The following is a 16,777-nucleotide window of genomic DNA, read 5'->3' as shown; positions in this document are numbered from 1 at the left end:
GTGACGAAGATGACGAAGGGGGAGTCCGGAGCGAAGGCTCCGGACCGCAATCGCAGCCCCGCGCACCCCAGGCCCCCGCCACGCCGGGCTCCTCAAGAACTCACCCTGCGCCAGCCTCCGCGACCGTCGCGTCAAATCCGCCCCCCGACCGTCCACCCCACGAACACCCCAAATCCCCCATTTGTCCACCCCCCGCGACTTTTAGTACTATCTTCTTCATAAATTCTATATACGCACAAATGTTCGCATATAGAACAAAACCGATTTTTCTGGCCAAGCCGCACAGAAAGGCGCCCCTGGAAGAGACAGAGATCACCCTGGTTCCCGGTGCCCGCCTGCAAGGCAACCGCCGCAAGCACCAAGCGAGCCATCATGGACACTCCCCTCAAGAATCTCGCCATCATCGGCGCAGGCGCCATGGGCAGCGGCATCGCCGCGCTGTTCGCCTCGAAAGGACTCAACGTCGTCCTGATCGACCCGATGGAAGGCGCCCTTGAGCGAGCCTTGAAGACCATCGACCGCCAGTTGAACGTCTACGCCCCCGGCAACGTCCAGGAAGCCATCCAGCGTATCCGCCTGGAGCCCGGCCTGGAAGCCGCCGCCGCGAGCGACCTCGTCATCGAAGCCGTCCCGGAAAACCTGGACCTCAAGCGCGGCATCTTCGCCAAGCTCGACTCCCTGTGCCCCGCGCACACCCTCTTCGCCACCAACACCTCCGGCCTGTCCATCAACGCCATCGCCAGCGCCGTCCTGCGCCGCGACCGCTTCGTGGGCACCCACTTCTTCACCCCCGCCGACGTCATCCCCCTGGTCGAAGTCGTCCGCAACGACGACACCTCCGAAGACACCGTCGCCCAGGTCATGGCCACCCTGCGCTTTGCCGGCAAGCGCCCCGTGCTCGTGCGCCAGGACATCCCCGGCTTCATCGCCAACCGCATCCAGCACGCCCTTGCCCGCGAGGCCATCTCGCTCCTGGAAAAGGGCGTCGCCAGCGCCGAAGACATCGACGAAGTCGTCAAGTGGAGCCTGGGCATCCGCCTCGCCCTGTCCGGCCCGCTGGAACAGCGCGACATGAACGGCATCGACGTGCACTACGCCATCGCCAGCTACCTCTACAAAGACCTGGAAAACCGCACCGAACCGTCCGACCTGCTGAAAAGCAAAGTCGACAGCGGCCAGATCGGCGCCAAGAGCGGCCAGGGCTTCTACACCTGGAGCCCCGAACGCCGCGAACGCGTGCTGCGCGAAAAAAGCGCCACGCTGGGCGAACTGGCCGCCTGGCTCAACAGCAAGGCCGGCGACTCCTGATCCCGGGGCCTGCTCCAAAGACCGCATTCACAAAAGATAAGGCGCGGGGGCCAAGGCCGACCGCGCCATCGGGCCACGAGCCCAACCACGCAAAGAAAACCAATCGTCCCACCTGCCCGCGTCGTCACCCGATGGCGGGCCGCGCAAGACACCAGAGAACCAGCCTACGGAGTTTGTTGGAGGCACCATGAATAAACTAGCTTCATTCTTTACCGAGCTGATGCGCAAGTATCTGCCCGATCCCTTCGTGTTCGCGATCGCGCTCACCCTGCTCACCGTCCTGCTGGCCATGGGCATCGAAGGCCAGGGCATCGGCGACGTCACCCGCGCCTGGGGCAAGGGCTTCTGGGGCCTCCTGGCCTTCACGACCCAGATGGCCGTGATCCTGGCGATGGGCTACGTGCTGGCCACCGCGCCGCTCACCGACCGCCTGCTCAACCGCATCGTCAGCCACGTCCACAAGCCGCACACCGCCATCATCGTGGCGACGCTCGTCGGCGGCGTGGGCAGCTACCTGAACTGGGGCTTTGGCCTCGTCATCGGCGGCATCGTCGCCAAGAAGCTGGCCCTGAAGGTCAAGGGCGTGCACTACCCCCTGATCATCGCCGCGGCCTATAGCGGCTTCACCATGTACGGCCTGGGCCTGTCGGCCAGCATCCCCGTGCTGGTGGCCACCCCCGGCCACCCGACCGCCAGCCAGATGGGCACCATCCCGCTGTCGCAAACCATCTTCTCGATTCCCATGCTGCTCACCAGCCTGGTCATCATCGTCACGCTGCCGCTGCTCAACGCCTGGCTGCACCCGAAGAACGGCGAGAAGATCGTCGAAGTGGACCCGGCCATCGACCGCGACGCCAATGCGTCGAGCGCCGCCGAAGACCTGCTGGAAAAGGGCACCATCGCCTCCAAGCTGAACAACAGCCGCCTCCTGAGCCTGCTGATCGGCGCGCTGGGCGTGGCCTACGTCGTCTTCCACTTCGTGGACGGCGGTTCGCTGGACCTGAACCTGATCAACTTCATCATCCTGTTCCTGGGCATCATCCTTTTGGGCACGCCGGCCGCCTACGTCGCCAAGCTGACCGAAGGCATCAAGACGATCTCCGGGATCATTCTTCAGTACCCGTTCTACGCCGGCATCATGGCCATCATGGCCGCCTCCGGCCTGGTCACGACGATCTCGAAAGTTTTCGTCGACGTCGCCACGCCCGAAACGCTGCCGTTCTGGGGCCTGATCAGCTCGTTCGTCATCAACTTCTTCGCGCCGTCCGCTGGCGGCCACTGGGTCATCCAGGGCCCGTTCATGATCGACGCCGCCAAGGAAATCGGCAGCGCGCTGAACCAGACCACCATGGCCGTCATGCTGGGCAACGCCTGGAACGACCTGGTGCAGCCCTTCTGGATCCTGCCGGCGCTGGCCCTGTCCAAGCTGAAGCTGCGCGACGTGATGGGCTATACCGTCATCATGATGCTGTGGGTCGGCGTGATCCACATCACCGCCGTACTGGCCTGGGGCTACCTGACCCACTGATCCGAAGCGCCTTCTTCTACATCGAACGGAAACTGATATGAGCAAACCGACCGCATATCTCGTCACCGGCGGCAGCGCCGGGATCGGCGCAGCCATCATCCGCATGCTGCTGGATGCGGGCTATCAAGTCGTCAACATCGACTACAAGCTGCCCGAGAATCCGCCGGCCGGGCTGGTCTCGTATCAGGCCGACCTGACCGACGAAGCGCGCACCAAGGAAGTCGCCCGCGAAGTGACCGGCGCCTACAACATCGTGGGCCTCGTGAACAACGCGGGCGCGACCCGCCCCGGCACGGCCGACACGGCCACGCTGGCGGATCTGGATTATGTGGTGAACCTGCATCTGCGCACCGCGCTGATCCTGGTGCAGGCGGCGTTGCCGGCCATGCGCGAAGCCGGCTTCGGCCGCATCGTCAACATGTCGTCGCGCGCCGCGCTGGGCAAGCCTGACCGCGTGGTCTATTCGGCCACCAAGGCCGGCCTGGTGGGCCTGACCCGCACGCTGGCCATGGAGCTGGGCGGCGACGGCATCACCGTCAACGCAATCGGCCCCGGCCCCATCGCCACCGACCTCTTCACCAAGAGCAACCCGGCGGGCGCTCCGCAGACCGAACGCATCATCAACAGCATCGTCGTCAAGCGCCTGGGCACGCCCGAGGACGTGGCGCGCGCCGCCATGTTCTTCCTGTCGCCCGACAACGGTTTCGTCACCGGCCAGATGCTGTATGTGTGCGGCGGCACGACGCTGGGCGTCGCCCCCATCTGAGCCCGGCCGCCATGTCCGTCCAGCCCGATCCCGCGCTCGTCCGCAGGCTGCGCCTAGCGGCGCAGCAGCGCGTGGTTGATCTGGTCGGCCGCGCGGCGCAAGGGCGGCAGGAATGCCGCCAGCATGGCCTCGCGCGAAAAGCGGTTGGCATGCCCGCTGACGTTCATCGCGGCGATCACCCGGCCGCTGCGGTCGATGATGGGCACGGCCACGGACTGCAGGCCCGGTTCCAGTTCCTGCGCCACGCAGGCGTAGCCGTCGGCGCGCACGCCGGCCAGCACACGCTTGATCTCGGCGATGTCGGTGACGGTCTCCGCGGTGTAGGCCTGGATCTGGCTCATCGCCAGCACCCGGTCCAGCTCCGCTTCGGGCAAGCCGGCCAGCAGCACCCGTCCCATCGACGTCACCCACGCCGGCAGGCGGCTGCCCACGGCCAGGTTGATCGTCATCACCTTGTGGGTGGACAGGCGCAGGATGTAGACGATGTCCGCGCCTTCCAGCACGGACACCGAGCACGACTCGCGCGTCTGCTCGGCCACCTCTTCCATGTAGGGCAGCGCCAGGTTCCACAGCGGCGTGCCCGACAGGTAGGCGTAGCCCAGCTCCAGGATGCGCGGCGTCAGCGCGAATTTGCGGTCCAGGACGGTGACGTAGCCCAGGTGTTCCAGCGTCAGCAGGATGCGGCGCGCGCCGGCGCGGGTCAGCCCCGTCACCGCGGCGACCTCGGACAGCGTCATCTGCGAACGGTCGGGGCCGAAGGCCCGGATCACGGACAGGCCGCGGGCGAAGGATTGCACGTAGCTGTCGCTGGGTTGCTGGGGATCTTGCTCGGCCATCCGTCTGTGCCCAAGAGTAAAAAGCTCGCCGCTGGCGAGCCGTCCGTTGCCCCTTTCGGGCAACGCCGAACGATGGAGATTGCAGCGCGCGGGCTTGCCTTGACGCCCTGCGGTCCCCATGAAACGATGTTCTTCAGAAGAACGAAAGTTCTAATGAAGAACAAATTATGACACGCCACCTATGAGCGAACATCATGATCTCTAAGCTTGTTGCAAGCGCGGCGGCCGCCCTGGCGGACGTACCCGACGGCGCCACCGTCATGATCGGCGGCTTCGGCACCGCCGGCCAGCCCATGGAACTGATCGACGCCCTGCTGGAGCAGGGCGCCAAGGACCTGGTCATCATCAACAACAACGCCGGCAACGGCACCACCGGCCTGGCCGCCCTGCTGGGCGCCAATCGTGTCCGCAAGATCATCTGCTCGTTCCCGCGCCAGGCGGACTCGCAGATCTTCGACGGCCTGTACCGCAGCGGCAAGCTGGAGCTGGAACTGGTGCCCCAGGGCAACCTGGCCGAGCGCATCCGCGCCGCCGGCGCCGGCATCGGCGCCTTCTTTACGCCCACCGGCTACGGCACCCCGCTGGCCGACGGCAAGGAAACCCGCGAAATCAACGGCCGCCAGTACGTGCTGGAGTATCCGCTGCACGCCGACTACGCGCTCATCAAGGCCGAGCGCGGCGACCGCTGGGGCAACCTGGTCTATCGCAAGACCGCCCGCAACTTCGGCCCCATCATGGCCAGCGCCGCGCGCGTCGCCGTGGCGCAGGTGCGTGAAGTCGTGGAGCTGGGCGAGCTGGATCCCGAAACCGTCGTCACCCCCGGCATCTTCGTCAAGCGCGTGGTGCAGATCGAAGCCACCCCGGCCGCCAAGGAGCAGCAATGAGCACCAAACTGACCCGCGACCAGATCGCCGCCCGCGTCGCGCAGGACATTCCCGAAGGCGCCTACGTCAACCTGGGCATCGGCCTGCCCACGCTCGTGGCCAACCATCTGCCGGCCGACCGCGAAGTCATCCTGCACACCGAGAACGGCATGCTGGGCATGGGCCCGGCTCCCGCCAAGGGCCAGGAAGACTACGACCTGATCAACGCCGGCAAGCAGCCCGTGACCGAACTTCCCGGCTGCTCGTTCTTCCATCACGCCGACTCGTTCGCCATGATGCGCGGCGGCCACCTGGACATCTGCGTGCTGGGCGCCTTCCAGGTCTCGCAGCAAGGCGACCTGGCCAACTGGCACACCGGCGCGCCCGACGCGATCCCCGCCGTGGGCGGCGCGATGGACCTGGCCATCGGCGCGAAAGACGTTTTCGTGATGATGGAACTGCAGACCCGCGAGGGCCAGAGCAAGCTGGTCCAGGCCTGCACCTACCCCTTGACCGGCGTGCGCTGCGTGTCGCGCGTGTACACGGACGTGGCCGTGTTCGACATCCGCGCCGACGGCGTGACGGTCACCGACATGTTCGGCGACATCACCGCCGACGAGCTGCTGCGCCTGACCGGCCTGCCGCTGAAGTTTTCCCGCTGAGTTTTTTTGCCGATACGCCCCCCGGCGCGCGCCGGGGCGGCATCATGGAGAGTCCATCATGTTGTTCATGGTTCAAATGCAAGTCAATCTGCCCGTCGACATGCCCGCCGACCGCGCCGACAAGCTGAAGGCCGACGAAAAGGCCCTGGCGCAGCAGCTGCAGCGCGACGGCAAGTGGAAGAGCCTGTGGCGCGTCGTCGGCCGCTACGCCAACGTCAGCATCTTCGACGTGGAAAGCAACGACGAACTGCACACGCTGCTGTCGTCCCTGCCGCTGTTTCCGTACATGGATATCGAAGTCACCGCGCTGGCGCGCCATCCCTCGGCGATCTGACAGGAGCATCGCATGCCCTACATCATCGAAACCTTCGACAAGCCCGACCACCAGGAAGTGCGCCAGCAGCACCGCGCCGCGCACCTGCAGTACCTGGACGCCAACAAGCAGCTGCTGCTGGCCTGCGGCGCCAAGCTGCAGGACGACGGCAAGGACGCCGGCGGCGGCCTGTACATCGTTGACCTGGACACGCGCGAAGCCGCGCAGCAGTTCATCGACGCCGATCCGTTCTCCGTCGCCAATCTGTTTGACCGCGTGACCATCACGCGCTGGCGCAAGGCCTATCTCGACGGCGCCTGCCACCTGTAATACCGACGCGGCCGCCGTTTGCGCGGCCGCTGCCACATCCGAGGAATCCCACATGTCTTATGCCGATCTCAGCCAGGCACGGCTGTACTACGTCATCGATGGCCCCGCCGACGCGCCGGTGCTCGTGCTCTCCAATTCGCTGGGCACCTGCTCCGACATGTGGGCCCGCCAGATCCCCGAACTGGCCAAGCATTTCCGCGTCCTGCGCTACGACACCCGCGGCCACGGCAAGTCCTCGATCCCCGAGGGCGAGTACAGCTTCGAGCAGCTCGGCAACGACGTGGCCGAACTGCTGGCGCACCTGGACATCAAGCGCGCGCACTTCTGCGGCCTGTCGATGGGCGGCCCGACGGGCCTGTGGCTGGCGCTTGCCCGCCCCGAACTGATCGGCAAGCTGGTCCTGTGCAATACCGCCGCGCGCATCGGCTCGGCCGAAGGCTGGAGCACGCGCATCGCCGCCGTGGCCGACCAGACCCTGGAAAAGATGGCGCCCACGCTGGTCGAGCGCTGGCTGACCGACGGCTACCGCGCCGCCGAGCCGGGCCTGACCCAAGTGCTGATCGATATGCTGCGCCGCACGCCGGACGCCGGGTACTCGGGCAACTGCGCCGCGCTGCGCGACGCCGATTTCCGCGAACAGGTGTCGTCCATCAAGGCGCCCACGCTGGTCATCGGCAGCACACACGACCTGGCCGCCACGCCCGCGCAAGGCCGCGAACTGGCCGCCGCCATTCCCGGCGCGCGCTATGTCGAACTGAACACCTCCCACATCTCGAACTGGGAGCAACCGGAAGCCTACACCCGCGCGGTCGTCGACTTCCTGACGGAGTGACCCGCATGCAACGCTGGAAGCACCGGCCCGAAGGCTCCAACTGGGGCGACTTCGGGCCCGACGACCAACTCGGCCGCCTGAATCTCATCACCGAAGAGCAGGTCCTGAAGGGCGCGCGCGAGATCCGCGCCGGCAAGACCTTCTGCCTGTCGCTGCCGCTGGACCTGCCCGGCGGCAACGTGCTCAACCCGCGCCGCCATCCGCCGCAACTGAGCCCCACGAAGCTCAAGGACACGCCCTACCTGAACTTCCCGCTGAAAAACGTCAACCCGGATGCGGTGGACGTGCTGAGCGACGACCAGGTGCTGCTGTCCATGCAGTACTCCACGCAGTGGGACGCGCTGGCGCACGTGGGCGCCCTGTTCGACGCCGACGGCGACGGCAAGCCCGAGCTGCGCTACTACAACGGCTTCCAGGCCGGCGTCGACGTGGTGGGCCCGGCCGACGGCGACCACACCGGCTGCGGCTGCAACAGCGGCGGCCCCTCGGCCGCGCTGAAGCTGGGCGTGGAAAACCTGGCGCAGAAGGGCATGCAGGGCCGCGGCGTGCTGGTGGACCTGTTCCGCCACTACGGCGCGGGCCGCACCCTGATCGGTCACGCCGAACTGATGCATGTGCTGGAAACCGACAAGATCACGGTCGAACCCGGCGACATGCTGGTGCTGCGCACCGGCTACGCCGAAGCCGTCGTCGCCATGAACGGCACGCCCGACCCCGAGGTGCTCCACACCTACGGCGCCGCGCTGGACGGCACCGACGCGGCCCTGCTGCAATGGATTACCGACAGCGGCATCGCCGCCATCTGCGCCGACAACTACGCGGTGGAGGCCTATCCCGCCCGCGAGAAGACCGGCCCGCGCGCCATGCTGCCGCTGCACCACCACTGCCTGTTCAAGCTGGGCCTGCCGCTGGCCGAACTCTGGTACCTGAAGGACCTGGCCGACTTCCTGCACGCGAACGGCCGCCACCACTTCATGCTGACCGCTCCGCCCCTGCGGCTGCCGCATGCCATCGGCTCGCCGGTCACGCCGATCGCCACCGCCTGAGGCTGGGCAACGGCCAACAAAAAGCGCCAGACATCCGTCTGGCGCTTTTTTCATGCAGGAACGGTCAGTTCTTCAGGCAGGTGCTCATGAACGTCTTGCGCGTGTCGCCGGTCAGCTTCTGTTCCGCTGCCTTGGCATTGCAGTCCTTCATCCTCTGCTGCTGCGGGGTCAATTGCTTGGCGGGCTCCTCGCCCTTCAGGCAACTGCTCATGTATGTCTTGCGCTCGTCGCCCTTCTTGCCTTCCGCGGACTTGTTGCAGTCCGCCATGCGCTGCTGCTGCGGCGTTGGCGTCTTGGCGGGCGCGGGAGCGGAGGGGGTCTGGGCGTAGGCCCCGGCAAAACATGCGGACAACAGGATGGCCGAGGCCAACTGGCTGGTACGGGAAAGCATGAGTTCCTCCCTTGAGCGCCCGCTGGCGCGCTTGCGCGCGCAATGTCGGGCGGCACGATCCGCCGGCCAAGGCGCCGGCCCGGTCATCATCGAACAAACCACGCAGCTTCGCAACAACCCGCGCAACCTGTTACCCATTCATCCGTCTGGCCCGTTGTGCGCGGCGCGGGAAAGGTGTGAGATAGGCGTACCCCGAGACGCGGGGCGGCGAAGACCCAAGGCGCGGACACCAAGGCGCCCCTCACGCGCCGGAATTCCAGGAGACCAACATGAAGACGCCCGCCCTTGCCACGCTCGTCCTGCTTGCCGGCCTGTCCGGCGCGGCCGGCGCGCAAAGCCTGGCCTACGGCATCACGTTGGGCAACGTCCAGGCCGTGCGCGACACCAACCAGAACCTGTCCACCATCACCGGCTACCTCGCCAACCAGTCCGCGCGTCCCGTCAACAGCGTCCTCTTGACCTACGTGCTGTACGACGCGCAGAACCGGGAGGTGGGCCGGGTGCGGGAAGACGTCATCGGCCCCCTGGCGCCGGGCCAGATCAAGGTCGTCAAGGCGGTGACGCCGCTGCAATTCACCCGGGTCACGGCAGAGGACGTAACCGCCCGCTAGGCTCCCCCGCCCCGGTCCGGGCGCGAAAAAACCCTTTTTACGTCAGGGTCTAGACAGGGGGATGTAGGGTCAGTTATGGGAAAATCCAGCTTGTTGACTCGATAAAAGGGGCTTCCACACGAAGCCCCTTCTTGCGTATGTCGGCGCGCCAGCAAGCCTGGCCACGTTACTAGGAAGTGAAGATCATGTTTCCCAAAAGACTCACCGAAGGCTACCAATCGTTCCTGGACGGCCGTTTCCACGCGGAAAGCAGCCGCTACCAAAAGCTGGCTGAAACTGGGCAAAGCCCGGAAATCCTGATCATCGGCTGTTGCGACTCGCGCGTGTCGCCCGAAGTCATCTTCGACGCGGGCCCCGGCGAGATGTTCGTGGTGCGCAACGTCGCCAACCTCGTGCCGCCCTGCGAGCCCGACTCGGAATCGTCGTACCACGGCACCAGCGCCGCCATCGAATTCGCGGTCAACGGCTTGAACGTCAAGCACATCGTCGTGCTGGGCCACGCGTCCTGCGGCGGCATCCGCTCCTTCTTCGACGACGCCAAGCCGCTCACCAAGGGCGACTTCATCGGCAAGTGGATGTCGCAGATCGAGCCCGTGGCCGCGCGCCTGGGCCCCGGCACCGGCGACCGCCAGGCCAACCTGAAGCGCCTTGAGCTGGCAACGGTAGAGCACAGCCTGAACAACCTGATGACCTTCCCGTCCATCCGCCGCCGTGTCGAAAACGGCGACCTGGAACTGCACGGCACCTACTTCGGCGTGGCCACGGGCGTCCTGTTCCTGCGCGACCCCGACACCGGCGAATTCAACCCCTGCCTGGAAACCGGCATCACGGGATAAACGGCGGCGCGCGGCGGCTTCTCACACGCGGTACGCCTGCGCCAGCCTCTCGTAGTTGTTCTTCAGGATGATGCCCGCGTAATACACGTGCTCGCGCATCAGGTCTTCCGCCCGCGTCCCATCGCGGGCGATGATCGCGCTGACGATCCGGTGATGGTCGTCGTGCGAGCGCAGGATGATGCCGTGGTCCTCCCAAAGGATGATCCGGTCCGACGCGTAGGGAATGGCCTGCGCCTGCGTCGCAAAGCGCTTTACCCACGGGTTGCCCGCCGCCTCCAGGATGCCGTTGTGCAGCGTGATGTTCACCTGCTGATACGGCAGGTGGTCTTCCGGCAGCAACACGCCCTTCGCCAGGATCCGGTCGCCCTCGTCCAGGCAATTCTTCAGCACCGCCACCGCATCGTTCGATAGCCCGCGCAGCGCCGCCTGCCGGCAGGCCAGCCCCTCCAGCGCGGCGCGCACCTCGTAGGCCGCCACGATCTCCCCGATGTCGTAGGCGCGCACGGTGTAGCCGCGCTTGGGCAGATGCTCCAGCAAGCCTTCGTTGCCCAGCGTCGCCAGCGCGGCGCGCACCGGCGTGCGCGACACCCCCAGTTTCTCGGCCAGCGGGATTTCTTCAAGACGGGCGCCCGGGCTGAATTTGCCATGCAGCACCCAGTCCCGCAGCGTGTCGGTAACGTGTTGAGATAGCGTGTCCATGACCGCATTGTATACATGAAGAATACATGCACCCACCTACCTCTCGCGCCGAATAGGGATTTCCTTAGTCCTTCCTCCTTAAATCAAACGATGTTCAGGGTAAGCCCCTATACCTGCGGCCACTTCATGTATACATAATCGCAAAAAATTCGAATTCGCGGCCTTGCCTTGCCCCAGGGCCGACGGCACGCCAAACAGGAGACAGCATGTCCAATGTATCCACGCCAGCCGCTTGCGGCCCGGCCTCCCGCCTTGCGCTGGTCACCGGCGGCGGCGGCGGCATCGGCGCCACCATCTGCCAGGAACTGGCCCGCGCCGGATTCCGCGTGGTGGTATCGGACGTGGACGCGCAGCGCGCCCGCCGCGTGGCGGACGAGCTGGGCGCCCCGCACGCCGCGCACGCCTTCGACGTCAGCGACGAGGCCGCGGTCGACGGCGCGTTCGACCAGATCGAAAAACAGCACGGCCCCATCGCCGTACTTGTCAGCGCCGCCGGGCTGCTGCTGTTCCAGGCCAACGGCGAGCGCCCGCTCATCAAGGACACCTCGCTGGACATCTGGGAACGCAGCTTCGCCGTCAATGCGCGCGGCGTCTTCCTGTGCGGCCGCGCCTATCTGCGGCGGCGCGAAGCCGCGCCGCTGGCGCACGGCCGCATCGTCACCTTCACCTCGGTGGCCGCGCAACTCGGCGGCTACCGCTCCAGCGCCTCGTACATCGCGGCCAAGTCCGCCGTGCTGGGCCTGACCAAGGCCATGGCGCGCGAATCCGCGCATCTGGGCATCACCGTCAACGGCGTCGCGCCGGGCCTGATCGACACCGACATGCTGCGCAGCACCGTCACCAGCAGCGGCGCCCTCGCGGCGGCCGCGCAGGCGATTCCGCTCGGGCGCATCGGCACCGTGGACGACGTGGCCGCGGCGGTGCGCTTCCTGGCGTCGGAAGACGCCGGCTACATCACGGGCAGCGTCATCGACGTGAACGGCGGATACCGCATGCAGTAAGAGGTTCCGGCGGCGCGGCCGCCGGCACGGCAAAGCGTCGACAACAACGGCGCGCATTCAAGAAACCGGGAGACAAGACATGAATCAACGTAGCCGCTACACAGCCGCCGCCGCGCTGTGCGCCTGGGCCCTATCGACGGGCGCGCAGGCGCAGCAAGAGCCGGGCATCACGGACAAGACCATCAAGATCGGCGTCTTCGCGCCGCTGTCGGGCAGCGGCATGGCCTATGGCTTTGACGTGATGAACGCCGCCAAGATGTGGTACGCCAAGGTCAACAAGGAAGGCGGCGTGAATGGCCGGCAGATCGAGCTGGTCGTGGAAGACGACCGCTGCAACGCCAACGATCTGGTCGCCGCCGTGAAGAAGCTGAACGAGCAGGACAAGGTGTTCCTGCTGAACGGCGGCTCGTGCTCCGCCGCGGTCGTCGCATCGCGCGAGTATGTCGAACGCGAAAAGGTGCCGCTCGTCATGCTCAACGCCTCGGGCGACGGCGCGCTCTACCCGCCGTCCAAGTACATCTACGGCGCCTTCTCCATTTCGCAGCACGCGGTGGGGGGCTCGATGGTGCAGTTCGCTTCGGAACACCTGAAGGCCAGGAAGATCGGCTACATCAACCATGACGACGCCTACGGGGGCTGGAACCTGGAAGCCGCGCAGTCGCAGGCCAGGCAGCTCGGCGACCTGGCGCTGCAGGTGCAATCGGTAAACCCGAACATCACCGACGTGACCGCGCCCATGCTGAAGATCCGCGCGGCCAACCCCGACGTGCTGCTGCTGACCACCTACGCCCGCCCCGCCGCGCTCATCATCAAGAAGGCGCACGAGCTGGGCTGGAACAAGCCCATCGTGCTGGCGGTCAACGGCACCGCCGACCTCAAGCAGCTGGTGGAAAACGTGGGCAACAAGGACGCCTTCAGGAACGTCTACATCCAGGACGTGCTGTCCGACCTGCCGGGCGGCCCGAAGCTGACCTGGGTATACGACATGTACAAGCAGTCCTACCCCGACCTGGCCGCCAAGCCGGGGTATCCGCAGAGCTACATGCCTTATGGCCTGCCGCCCGCCATGGCGGTGGTGAACGCGCTGAAGGCCGCCGGCCCGCAGCCCACCCGCGAGAAGGTGCTGGAGGCGCTTGCGACTATGAGGTTCGACTCGGGCGTCATGGCCGGCCCCATCGAGTTCGGCCCGAACGACCGCGCCGCGCAAGAGGCCGCCATCTACATCAAGTTCGACGGCGCCAACATGTCGCTCGTGCCCGGCGCCTTCAAGAGCACCTGGCAGTACCAGAAGTAAACCTGCGTCCTGTCACAGGCCGAGCCCGCGCGATGGCGCAGCATCGCGCGGGCCGCCGGAGAACATCATGAGCTTTGCCGATATCTGGTTGTTCCTGCAGCAGGGGGTGCTGTCGGGACTGGTGACGGGCAGCGTATACGCGCTGCTGGCGGTTGCCGTCGTGATTATTTTCAAGACCACCGACGTGCCCAATTTCGCCCAGGGCGAGATCTTCATGGTCGGCGGCTACATCGCCTTGTTCCTGACGCTGGTGACGGGCTGGCCCTACCTGGCCGCCATCCCTGTCACGCTGGCCGCGGTCGCCCTGCTGTCCGGCCTGTTCCAGCGGGTGGTGATGGAGCGCGTCATCGCCTCCAAGGGCGTGGGAGTGCAGATGGTGATCGCCACGCTGGGGCTGGCCTACGCGTTGAAGGGACTGGTGCGCCAGACGGGCCTGGGCGACACGCCGCGCTCCCTGCCGCCGCTCGCCCCCACCGACGCCATCATCATCGGCGATGCGGTGCTGACCACGCTGGACCTGGTGATCTTCGCGGTGGCCGTGGGCGTCATGCTGCTGCTCTTCGCCATGTTCGCCTACACGCGCGTCGGCCGGGCCATGCGCGCCGTGGGCATGAACCCGAAGGCCGCGCGCCTCTCGGGCGTGAACCTGACCCGCATCCGCATGATGGTGTGGGCGCTGTCCGGCCTGATCTCGGCCGTGGCGGCGCTGCTCATCACGCCCAAGATCCTGATCACCCCGGACATCGGCCACATCGCCATCCTGGCCTACGCCGCCGCCATCGTGGGCGGCATCACCAGCCTGCCCGGCGCGGTGGTGGGGGGATTCGTGATCGGCGTGGCCGAGAACCTGGTGGGATTGTTCATTTCGACCAACGCCATCGTGGTCGCGCCGTTCGTGGCCATCATGGTCGTGCTGCTGCTGCGTCCGCAAGGGCTGCTGGGCGGCAAACTGCAGGTGAAGAAAGTATGAAGAACAAGATCGATCGCGCGCTGCTGGCGCTCATGGCCGCAGCGCTGGCGGTCCTGCCCTTTCTGGCCAGCGGCTATGTCATCTATGTCGTCAACCTGCTGATGGTCTTCGTGGTGCTGGCGCTGGGCCTGCACCTGGTCATCGGCGAGACCGGGCAGTTCGCGCTGTCGCACGCCGCTTTCTATGGCGTGGGCATCTACACCGCGGGCCTCATCAACAACCTCTGGCATCCGCCGTTCTTCATATCCATCGTCGCGGGCGGCCTGCTGGCCGCCGCGCTGGGCTACCTGATCGGAGCGCTGGCCCTGCGCATGCGGGACATCTATCTTGCCCTTTCCACCTTCGCCTTCGGCGAGGCCATGCAATGGGTGTTCCTGAACTGGCAGTCCGTCACCAACGGCTCGAACGGATTCCGGATCTCGCCGGCCACGCTGTTCGGCTACGAACTGGTGTCGGACGTGAAGGCCTATCCCTTCGTCGTGCTGATCGCCGCGCTCCTGCTGTGGGCCACCGTCGCCCTGTCCCGGTCTCAGCTGGGCTCGGCCTTTCGCGCCGTGCGGGAAAGCGACGTGGCGGCGCAAGCCATGGGCGTGAACGTCAATGCCATCAAGCGCACCGCGTTTACGCTGTCGGCCGCCTATGCCGGGATCGCGGGCGGCATGTACACCACATTCGCGTCCTTCATCCACCCGGAAAGCCTGGGCTTCCAGACCACCATCCTGATCCTCACCATGGTGGTGGTCGGGGGCATCGGGTCGGTGCGCGGCGCCATCGCCGGCGCGCTGGCCTTCGGCCTGATCTCCGAACTGCTGCGCCAGGCGCTGTCGTTCCAGGAAATCATCTACGGCGTCATCCTGATGGGCTTCATGATGTTCGCGCCCAAGGGCCTGTTCGCCGGCCGCGCCGCGCGCCGCCGCGCTCCGCCGCCGGCCGCGCCCTTGCCCACGAACCCGCGGACCGCCGCGGCCGCCACGAAACCGGCGCAAAGGAGCGCGGCATGAGCAACCCTCCTTACCTGGACGTGCGGGGCCTGACCGTCAAGTTCGGCGGCCTCACCGCCATCAACGGCCTGTCCATGCAGGTGGAGCGCGGCCGCATCCACGCGCTGATCGGCCCCAATGGGGCCGGCAAGTCCACCACCTTCAATTGCATTTCCCGCTACTACCGCCCCAGCAGCGGCAGCATTGTGTACGACGGCGTCGATATCACGAAGAAGAAGCCGCATGAAATGGCGGCGCTGGGCGTGGCGCGCACGTTCCAGAACCTGGAGCTTTTCAGCGCGCTGAGCGTGCGCGAGAACGCTTTGCTGGGCACGTATGCGCACGGCGCCAACGCCGCCGGCAAGCTGCTGCGCCCGGCGGCCGCCGAAACCCGCGACCGCGTCGAGCACCTGCTGGAGCGCGTGGGCCTGGCCGACTTCCTGGACACGCCGGCGTGCAGCCTGGACTTCGGCCGCCAGAAGATGCTGGAGCTCGCGCGGGCCCTCGCCATATCGCCGAAGCTGCTGTTGCTGGACGAACCGGCGGCGGGTCTGCGCAACCGCGAGATCGAAACGCTGGACCGCCTCCTGACCGAGCTGTGCGAGCGCGACGGCATCACGGTCCTGCTGGTCGAACACGTAATGCAGCTGGTGATGTCGATCTCGGATCGCATCACCGTCATGTCGTTCGGCGAGAAGATCGCCGAAGGCACGCCCGCGCAAGTGCGCGGCAACCCCCGCGTTATCGAGGCCTATCTGGGCAAGGGAGCCGCCGGTGGCTGAAATTCTGCTTGAAGTCGATGCGGTGTCGGCCGCCTACGGCAACATCCGCGCCCTGCAGGACGTTTCGCTGAAGGTCCCGCAAGGCGCCATCGTGGCGCTGCTGGGGGCCAACGGCGCGGGCAAGTCCACCACGCTCAACGTCATCTCGCGCCTGGTGGCGCCCACGGCCGGCAGCGTGCGCTTCGCGGGCGAGCCCATCCACCGCCTGCCCGCCGACGCCGTCGTCGGCCGCGGCATCGTGCAGGTGCCGGAAGGCCGCGAGATCTTTCGCGAGATGAGCGTGCGCGAAAACCTGGAAATGGGCGCCTATCTGCGACACGACCGCGCCGCGGTCAGGCAGGACCTGGACATGGTGTGCGACACCTTCCCGCGCCTGCGCGAGCGCTTCGAACAGAAGGCCGCGACCCTCTCCGGCGGCGAGCAGCAGATGCTGGCGACGGGCCGCGCCATGATGGCGCGCCCGCGCATGATCTTGCTGGACGAGCCCTCGATGGGGCTGTCGCCGCTGGTGGTCGAACAGATCTTCGAGATCGTGCTGCGGCTCAACCGCGAGCAGGGCATCACCATCCTGCTGGTGGAGCAGAACGTGAAGCTGGCGCTGTCGGTGTCCAGCTACGCCTACATCCTGGAGAACGGCGAGATCGCGCTGGAAGGCGAATCCGCCGGGCTCGCCAGCGACGAAGGCGTGCAGCGCGCCTACCTGGGCGCCTAGCGCGCCAAAAGGAAAAA

20 protein-coding genes are annotated in these 16,777 nt (G+C 66.5%); 17 read left to right on the top strand and 3 right to left on the bottom strand.

Annotated elements, in window-relative coordinates:
* Positions 1–372 precede the first annotated feature (372 nt).
* The 3 genes from ACFWP0_RS28715 to ACFWP0_RS28705 all read left to right on the top strand — a co-directional run bounded on the left by ACFWP0_RS28715 (position 373) and on the right by ACFWP0_RS28705 (position 3,602).
* Positions 373–1,308 (top strand): 3-hydroxyacyl-CoA dehydrogenase family protein, encoded by a 936-nt coding sequence (locus ACFWP0_RS28715; RefSeq protein WP_377848049.1) that lies wholly within the window; start codon positions 373–375, stop codon positions 1,306–1,308.
* Positions 1,309–1,495: 187 nt separating this feature from the next.
* On the top strand, positions 1,496–2,836 hold the full coding sequence (locus tag ACFWP0_RS28710; protein ID WP_377848047.1) for a short-chain fatty acid transporter: 1,341 nt from the start codon (positions 1,496–1,498) through the stop codon (positions 2,834–2,836).
* A 37-nt stretch (positions 2,837–2,873) separates the two neighbouring features.
* A complete protein-coding gene (locus ACFWP0_RS28705) occupies positions 2,874–3,602 on the top strand; it encodes an SDR family NAD(P)-dependent oxidoreductase (protein ID WP_377848045.1) in 729 nt (242 codons plus the stop codon).
* Positions 3,603–3,655: 53 nt separating this feature from the next.
* Here ACFWP0_RS28705 and ACFWP0_RS28700 read toward each other — a convergent pair whose 3' ends face one another.
* Positions 3,656–4,438, bottom strand: a complete 783-nt coding sequence (locus tag ACFWP0_RS28700) for an IclR family transcriptional regulator (protein WP_377848043.1) — start codon at positions 4,436–4,438, stop codon at positions 3,656–3,658.
* A 194-nt stretch (positions 4,439–4,632) separates the two neighbouring features.
* Between ACFWP0_RS28700 and ACFWP0_RS28695 the strand changes: the two genes are divergently transcribed.
* From ACFWP0_RS28695 to ACFWP0_RS28670, 6 genes are read left to right on the top strand one after another with little or no spacing between them, the layout of a single operon-like run.
* A complete protein-coding gene (locus ACFWP0_RS28695) occupies positions 4,633–5,322 on the top strand; it encodes a 3-oxoacid CoA-transferase subunit A (RefSeq protein WP_171667754.1) in 690 nt (229 codons plus the stop codon).
* Positions 5,319–5,963, top strand: coding sequence for a 3-oxoacid CoA-transferase subunit B (locus ACFWP0_RS28690; RefSeq protein ID WP_377848041.1), 645 nt, complete (start codon positions 5,319–5,321; stop codon positions 5,961–5,963). Before ACFWP0_RS28695 ends, ACFWP0_RS28690 begins: the two co-directional genes overlap by 4 nt.
* A gap of 58 nt (positions 5,964–6,021) precedes the next feature.
* Positions 6,022–6,297, top strand: coding sequence for a muconolactone Delta-isomerase (gene catC, locus ACFWP0_RS28685; RefSeq protein WP_171667756.1), 276 nt, complete (start codon positions 6,022–6,024; stop codon positions 6,295–6,297).
* A gap of 12 nt (positions 6,298–6,309) precedes the next feature.
* Positions 6,310–6,606: a YciI family protein gene (locus tag ACFWP0_RS28680; RefSeq protein ID WP_377848040.1), complete on the top strand. Its 297-nt coding sequence runs from the start codon at positions 6,310–6,312 to the stop codon at positions 6,604–6,606.
* Between the two features lie 52 nt (positions 6,607–6,658).
* Complete coding sequence (pcaD, locus tag ACFWP0_RS28675; protein ID WP_377848038.1) at positions 6,659–7,438, top strand: 3-oxoadipate enol-lactonase; 780 nt, start codon at positions 6,659–6,661, stop codon at positions 7,436–7,438.
* A 5-nt stretch (positions 7,439–7,443) separates the two neighbouring features.
* Positions 7,444–8,484 (top strand): cyclase family protein, encoded by a 1,041-nt coding sequence (locus ACFWP0_RS28670; protein WP_377848036.1) that lies wholly within the window; start codon positions 7,444–7,446, stop codon positions 8,482–8,484.
* Positions 8,485–8,548: 64 nt separating this feature from the next.
* Here ACFWP0_RS28670 and ACFWP0_RS28665 read toward each other — a convergent pair whose 3' ends face one another.
* Positions 8,549–8,875 carry a PsiF family protein gene (locus ACFWP0_RS28665; protein WP_377848035.1) on the bottom strand — a complete coding sequence of 109 codons (327 nt, stop codon included), beginning with the start codon at positions 8,873–8,875 and terminating at the stop codon, positions 8,549–8,551.
* A gap of 269 nt (positions 8,876–9,144) precedes the next feature.
* Between ACFWP0_RS28665 and ACFWP0_RS28660 the strand changes: the two genes are divergently transcribed.
* Together ACFWP0_RS28660 and ACFWP0_RS28655 are read left to right on the top strand one after the other, a co-directional pair.
* Positions 9,145–9,486: an FxLYD domain-containing protein gene (locus tag ACFWP0_RS28660; RefSeq protein WP_377848033.1), complete on the top strand. Its 342-nt coding sequence runs from the start codon at positions 9,145–9,147 to the stop codon at positions 9,484–9,486.
* Between the two features lie 185 nt (positions 9,487–9,671).
* Positions 9,672–10,322, top strand: coding sequence for a carbonic anhydrase (locus ACFWP0_RS28655; RefSeq protein ID WP_377848032.1), 651 nt, complete (start codon positions 9,672–9,674; stop codon positions 10,320–10,322).
* A 21-nt stretch (positions 10,323–10,343) separates the two neighbouring features.
* Here ACFWP0_RS28655 and ACFWP0_RS28650 read toward each other — a convergent pair whose 3' ends face one another.
* On the bottom strand, positions 10,344–11,021 hold the full coding sequence (locus tag ACFWP0_RS28650) for a GntR family transcriptional regulator (RefSeq protein WP_377848030.1): 678 nt from the start codon (positions 11,019–11,021) through the stop codon (positions 10,344–10,346).
* Between the two features lie 206 nt (positions 11,022–11,227).
* On the opposite strand from ACFWP0_RS28650, the gene ACFWP0_RS28645 reads away from it, so the two are divergent.
* The 6 genes from ACFWP0_RS28645 to ACFWP0_RS28620 all read left to right on the top strand — a co-directional run bounded on the left by ACFWP0_RS28645 (position 11,228) and on the right by ACFWP0_RS28620 (position 16,760).
* On the top strand, positions 11,228–12,022 hold the full coding sequence (locus ACFWP0_RS28645; protein WP_377848028.1) for an SDR family NAD(P)-dependent oxidoreductase: 795 nt from the start codon (positions 11,228–11,230) through the stop codon (positions 12,020–12,022).
* Between the two features lie 79 nt (positions 12,023–12,101).
* Positions 12,102–13,316 carry an ABC transporter substrate-binding protein gene (locus ACFWP0_RS28640; RefSeq protein WP_377848026.1) on the top strand — a complete coding sequence of 405 codons (1,215 nt, stop codon included), beginning with the start codon at positions 12,102–12,104 and terminating at the stop codon, positions 13,314–13,316.
* 67 nt (positions 13,317–13,383) lie between these two features.
* Positions 13,384–14,286, top strand: a complete 903-nt coding sequence (locus ACFWP0_RS28635) for a branched-chain amino acid ABC transporter permease (protein ID WP_377848025.1) — start codon at positions 13,384–13,386, stop codon at positions 14,284–14,286.
* Positions 14,283–15,287: a branched-chain amino acid ABC transporter permease gene (locus ACFWP0_RS28630; RefSeq protein ID WP_377848023.1), complete on the top strand. Its 1,005-nt coding sequence runs from the start codon at positions 14,283–14,285 to the stop codon at positions 15,285–15,287. The genes ACFWP0_RS28635 and ACFWP0_RS28630 overlap by 4 nt, the downstream gene beginning before the upstream one ends.
* Positions 15,284–16,048: an ABC transporter ATP-binding protein gene (locus ACFWP0_RS28625; RefSeq protein WP_377848022.1), complete on the top strand. Its 765-nt coding sequence runs from the start codon at positions 15,284–15,286 to the stop codon at positions 16,046–16,048. The genes ACFWP0_RS28630 and ACFWP0_RS28625 overlap by 4 nt, the downstream gene beginning before the upstream one ends.
* Entirely contained in the window at positions 16,041–16,760 is a 720-nt protein-coding gene (locus ACFWP0_RS28620) for an ABC transporter ATP-binding protein (protein WP_377848020.1), read from the top strand. The genes ACFWP0_RS28625 and ACFWP0_RS28620 overlap by 8 nt, the downstream gene beginning before the upstream one ends.
* Positions 16,761–16,777: the final 17 nt, after the last annotated feature.

The organism is Achromobacter sp. NPDC058515 (assembly GCF_042721735.1).
Taxonomy (GTDB): Bacteria; Pseudomonadota; Gammaproteobacteria; order Burkholderiales; family Burkholderiaceae_B; genus Achromobacter.
The sequence above is the reverse complement of the archived record's forward strand: the minus strand, read 5'-3'. Positions and strand labels throughout refer to the sequence as shown.

Bases quoted from the DNA above. Each gene is read 5' to 3' on its own strand.
- ACFWP0_RS28695 (WP_171667754.1), top strand. From the start codon at position 4,633: ATGATCTCTAAGCTTGTTGCAAGCGCGGCGGCCGCCCTGGCGGACGTA.
- ACFWP0_RS28710 (WP_377848047.1), top strand. From the start codon at position 1,496: ATGAATAAACTAGCTTCATTCTTTACCGAGCTGATGCGCAAGTATCTG.
- ACFWP0_RS28655 (WP_377848032.1), top strand. From the start codon at position 9,672: ATGTTTCCCAAAAGACTCACCGAAGGCTACCAATCGTTCCTGGACGGC.
- ACFWP0_RS28715 (WP_377848049.1), top strand. From the start codon at position 373: ATGGACACTCCCCTCAAGAATCTCGCCATCATCGGCGCAGGCGCCATG.
- ACFWP0_RS28660 (WP_377848033.1), top strand. From the start codon at position 9,145: ATGAAGACGCCCGCCCTTGCCACGCTCGTCCTGCTTGCCGGCCTGTCC.
- ACFWP0_RS28665 (WP_377848035.1), bottom strand. From the start codon at position 8,875: ATGCTTTCCCGTACCAGCCAGTTGGCCTCGGCCATCCTGTTGTCCGCA.
- ACFWP0_RS28680 (WP_377848040.1), top strand. From the start codon at position 6,310: ATGCCCTACATCATCGAAACCTTCGACAAGCCCGACCACCAGGAAGTG.
- ACFWP0_RS28645 (WP_377848028.1), top strand. From the start codon at position 11,228: ATGTCCAATGTATCCACGCCAGCCGCTTGCGGCCCGGCCTCCCGCCTT.
- ACFWP0_RS28640 (WP_377848026.1), top strand. From the start codon at position 12,102: ATGAATCAACGTAGCCGCTACACAGCCGCCGCCGCGCTGTGCGCCTGG.
- ACFWP0_RS28630 (WP_377848023.1), top strand. From the start codon at position 14,283: ATGAAGAACAAGATCGATCGCGCGCTGCTGGCGCTCATGGCCGCAGCG.
- pcaD (WP_377848038.1), top strand. From the start codon at position 6,659: ATGTCTTATGCCGATCTCAGCCAGGCACGGCTGTACTACGTCATCGAT.
- ACFWP0_RS28625 (WP_377848022.1), top strand. From the start codon at position 15,284: ATGAGCAACCCTCCTTACCTGGACGTGCGGGGCCTGACCGTCAAGTTC.
- ACFWP0_RS28700 (WP_377848043.1), bottom strand. From the start codon at position 4,438: ATGGCCGAGCAAGATCCCCAGCAACCCAGCGACAGCTACGTGCAATCC.
- ACFWP0_RS28635 (WP_377848025.1), top strand. From the start codon at position 13,384: ATGAGCTTTGCCGATATCTGGTTGTTCCTGCAGCAGGGGGTGCTGTCG.
- catC (WP_171667756.1), top strand. From the start codon at position 6,022: ATGTTGTTCATGGTTCAAATGCAAGTCAATCTGCCCGTCGACATGCCC.
- ACFWP0_RS28670 (WP_377848036.1), top strand. From the start codon at position 7,444: ATGCAACGCTGGAAGCACCGGCCCGAAGGCTCCAACTGGGGCGACTTC.
- ACFWP0_RS28705 (WP_377848045.1), top strand. From the start codon at position 2,874: ATGAGCAAACCGACCGCATATCTCGTCACCGGCGGCAGCGCCGGGATC.
- ACFWP0_RS28690 (WP_377848041.1), top strand. From the start codon at position 5,319: ATGAGCACCAAACTGACCCGCGACCAGATCGCCGCCCGCGTCGCGCAG.
- ACFWP0_RS28650 (WP_377848030.1), bottom strand. From the start codon at position 11,021: ATGGACACGCTATCTCAACACGTTACCGACACGCTGCGGGACTGGGTG.